This is a genomic window from Thermogutta sp. (assembly GCF_014359955.1).
Classification (GTDB): domain Bacteria; phylum Planctomycetota; class Planctomycetia; order Pirellulales; family Thermoguttaceae; genus Thermogutta.
Genome location: NZ_JACIYL010000499.1, coordinates 1 through 3,283 on the forward strand (window position 1 = coordinate 1; position 3,283 = coordinate 3,283).

Annotated in this window: 2 protein-coding genes; both read left to right on the forward strand. The window is 60.1% G+C overall.

The genetic code is table 11. The features are described 5' to 3' along the window. The first annotated feature begins 364 nt into the window (after window positions 1-364). Window positions 365-634, forward strand: a complete 270-nt coding sequence (gene rpsO / locus H5U08_RS13545; RefSeq protein ID WP_297034067.1) for a 30S ribosomal protein S15 — start codon at window positions 365-367, stop codon at window positions 632-634. A gap of 114 nt (window positions 635-748) precedes the next feature. Next, window positions 749-2,962, forward strand: coding sequence for a polyribonucleotide nucleotidyltransferase (gene pnp, locus H5U08_RS13550; protein WP_297034069.1), 2,214 nt, complete (start codon window positions 749-751; stop codon window positions 2,960-2,962). The last annotated feature ends 321 nt before the right edge of the window (window positions 2,963-3,283 follow it).

Consider the following 3,283-nt stretch of genomic DNA (forward strand, 5'->3'; position numbering starts at 1 on the left):
GGAAAAACAGACGACACACGGGACACATTGGTGAGGGCCAATGCATGAATTGCAACCACGAGCCCACACCTATGGCTGGTCGCAGGGTGGGCATGGATCAACACTTCGTGCAGGCAATTTTGATTAGGGTTCTGGTAGCCCCGGCTGGGGGGCTTGTTGAGCTGGCCGGGCTTCCAAGACTGGGCCAACTGGGGCGGTGGCTCCCTTTTCAGGGTTACGGCCGGGCGGTACACTGAGTGGTGAGAGATGTTGTGGATGGGAAAGAAAGGTTTGGTTTTGTCAGCGTGGAGGTCGAATACCGCCTTTGTGGAATTTCCGGCGGGTGCTCGGTTGACGGGAAATTTGTGGAACGTGCGGAGCTGAGATGTCCATTACCAAAGAACAAAAGCGCGAGCTGATTGAGCAGTTTCGGACAAGCGAGGCAGACACCGGTTCGCCCGAAGTTCAAATCGCGATTCTGACCACGCGGATCAAGGCTCTCACCGAGCATTTGAAGGTCCATCGCAAAGACTTCGCCAGCCGACGTGGCATGCTCATGATGGTCAGTCGGCGGCGGAAGCTTTTGGATTATCTCAAGCGGACAGCGCCAGAACGCTATTTCGCGATTATTCAGCGGCTCCAGCTCCGCAAGTGATTTTCCCCGCAAGCAGCACCCGGCCGACAATTTGTGGGCGTTCCGGTGACGGGCGCCGATGCAGCTTTCCGGCAGGCGGTGTGGCGGCCTCTCAGAAGCGACCTTGTTGGAAAGGTGACAACATTGAAAGTCCGAGTTGAACGCCGTATTGGGGCCCAAACGTTATGGATTGAAACGGGGGAACTGGGGAAACAGGCTGCGGGCTGCTGTCTGACGGGGTATGGAGACACGGTGGTTCTCTGTGCGGTGACCACCGGCCCGCCGCGAGAGGGAATCGACTTCTTTCCGCTCAGCTGCGATTACCGGGAACGGTATGCGGCGGCGGGCAAGTTTCCTGGGGGATTTCTGAAAAGAGAGGGCCGCCCCACGCCCCGCGAAGTGCTCATCTCGCGATTGATCGACCGGCCGATCCGCCCGCTCTTCCCGGAAGGCTTCATGGACGAGGTCCAGGTCCAGGCGATGGTCATGGCGGCGGACCGCCAGAATGACCCTGACGTCCTGGCCATGATCGGTTCGGCGGCCGCCCTCGCCATTTCACCGATTCCGTTTTTGGGACCTGTCGGCTCGGTGCGAGTGGGGCTCATCGAGGGCCAGATTGTGCCCTTCCCCACCGAGGAGATGCTCGACAAGAGCGAGCTGGACCTCGTCGTTTCCGGCACCGACGAAGGCATCGTCATGATTGAGGGTTTTGCGAAGGAAGTGCCGGAAGACGTGATGGGCGACGCCATCATGGCGGCCTACGAGTACGTCAAGCAGGTCATCGATCTGCAAAAAGAGCTGATCGCCCAAGTCCAACCCGTCAAGAATCCGTTTGAGCCGCTACCGCCCAGCCCGTTGTACGACCAGATCAAAGAGCGCTATTACGAAGAGTTCAAGCAAGCCAAGCAGGTGCCGGGGAAACTGGAGCGTGCCCAGGCTGTCGAGCAACTAAAACAAAAGGCCCTTCTGGAGACGATTCCCGATCCAACGGCCGAGGGCGCGCCGCCCATCGTCGAGTTCGAAAGGGCCTGGCACGATCTGGAACGGCGTGTGGTCCGCGACCTCATTCTCAGCGGCAAGAGGCCGGATGGCCGGGGCGTCAAAGAACTCCGCCCGATCACGTGTAAGGTCGATGTCCTGCCGCGGGTGCATGGTTCCGCCCTGTTCCAGCGGGGTGAAACGCAGGCCATGATCACCGTGACACTGGGCACCTCCCGGGACCAGCAACTCGTGGACGGCATTATGGAGGAATACGGCAAAAAATTCATGCTGGACTACTATTTCCCGCCGTTTTCGGTGGGTGAGTGCCGTCCGATTCGCGGACCAAGTCGGAGAGAGATCGGACACGGCAATCTCGCCGAGCGAAGCGTGGAACCGGTCCTGCCCGACCCGGAGGTGTTCCCCTACACGATCCGAATCATTTCCGACATTCTGGAATCCAATGGATCCAGCTCCATGGCCACCGTGTGTGGGGCCACTTTGGGGCTGATGGCGGCCGGGGTTCCCATCCGCAATCCCGTGGCAGGCATTTCGATCGGGCTGATCAAAGAGTCGGACGACAACTGGCTCCTTCTCACCGACATTATCGGGGACGAAGACCATTTCGGTGACATGGATTTCAAGGTGGCGGGGACGCAGAACGGCGTCACCGGCATTCAGCTCGATCTGAAAGTCCGCTCCATTCATGAGGGCATCATCCGTGCCACCCTTGAGCAGGCCCGGGAAGCACGCATCGAGATCCTTCGCAAGATGCTGTCCGTGATTTCGCGGCCACGGGATGATATCTCGGTCTTCGCGCCGCGGTTGCTGCGGACGAAGATCGATCCCGACAAGATCGGCATGTTGATCGGGCCGGGTGGAAAGACAATCCGCAGCATCCAGGAAAAGACCAATTCCACCATCGAGGTGGAAGACGATGGGACGGTGACGATCGCCGCGTACAGTCTGGAAGACGCCCAGGCCGCGCTCAAACAGGTGGAGGCCGTCACAGCGACCATCGAGGTGGGGAAGATCTACGACGGCCGGGTCACCAGCATCAAAGACTTCGGTGCGTTCGTGGAGATCCTGCCCGGCAAAGACGGCCTGTGCCACATCAGCGAACTGGCCGACGAATATGTGGCGAACGTGTCGGACATCTGCAAGGTGGGTGACACGGTTCCTGTCAAGGTGATCGCCATCGATGATCAGGATCGGGTGAAACTCAGTCGGAAAAGCGCTCTCCGCGAACTTGCCCAAAAACAGAAAGAGGCGGAGGGCGGCGGCAGTTCATCGAGTGGCGCGACGACTCCCCCTCACCAGCCGCCGCAACGGCGACAACCGCCCAGTCACCGACGGCGCACGCAGAGCTAACGGTTTCTTCTTCCCCTATTATGCAGCGAATGGCGCGGGGAGGCTGCCGTTCGGCCGCACCCTCTGAGAATCCCCCTGTGTCTCCGCCGCGGTAAAGGCTTATGAAGCTCGGCAGGGTCTCAAGAGGGGTGAGATTCAGCCCGGCGCGACCTTCTCCGGAGGACCCGCGCTTCACGTCCGCCTTTCCGGAGGGACCTGCTTGTCAGGTCCAATGAATAACGCTGGATCGTCCATTTCCTTTCCGCGGACACGACAGGCGTGCCCCTCCGAAGGGATCCGCAAGGTATCCCGCCCCGGCCCGCGCCCGTTTGTACAGGATGG

Bases quoted from the DNA above. Each gene is read 5' to 3' on its own strand.
- rpsO (WP_297034067.1), top strand. From the start codon at position 365: ATGTCCATTACCAAAGAACAAAAGCGCGAGCTGATTGAGCAGTTTCGG.